Source organism: Candidatus Symbiopectobacterium sp. NZEC135, assembly GCF_025962695.1.
In genome coordinates this window covers 1-504 of sequence record NZ_JAGFPF010001576.1, presented here as the reverse complement: position 1 = coordinate 504, position 504 = coordinate 1, and the positions used below count along the sequence as shown (strand labels likewise).

1 pseudogene is annotated in these 504 nt (G+C 46.8%); it reads left to right on the top strand.

The features are described 5' to 3' along the window. A pseudogene (locus J5224_RS35455) lies at positions 1-237 on the top strand (alcohol dehydrogenase); the annotation flags it as partial. Positions 238-504 lie beyond the last annotated feature (267 nt).

Below are 504 nucleotides of genomic sequence, written 5' to 3'. Positions count from 1 at the left end.
GATGAAATACGCCGTTGGTTTGCCAATGCGCTCGGGGTTGCTCCAATGCAGGCCTTTGATGCGCTCCGCGACTGGCGTTGCCAGGCTGGGTTAGGTTCATTGAGCACGCTCGGTGTACCACATGATGCGCTTGAATCAGCGGCCTTGGCGGCCAGCAGTGCATCATCGATGAAGGCCAATCCGGTGCCGTTAACCTACGATCAATTACTCGGGATGTTACACCTGGCGTGGGAATAACACGAACAGCACCGCAGTACAAACGCGATAACGACATTTATACCGAGGCAGGCGCTACCAGGCTTGCCTTTGGTCTCAACGCGGGGTAATGGTACGGTATAAATAAACATGCATTTATTGTGGAATAATGTACTGGGTACCTTGCGATAACATATTCTTGGCAATAGATAAAATCACAAACAATGCTTTTAAATTATAGAACTCTCTTATCCTTTCTGCCATGTAATGATGTGTATATTATGCCGTGCATTTATTTTAGGATTATAA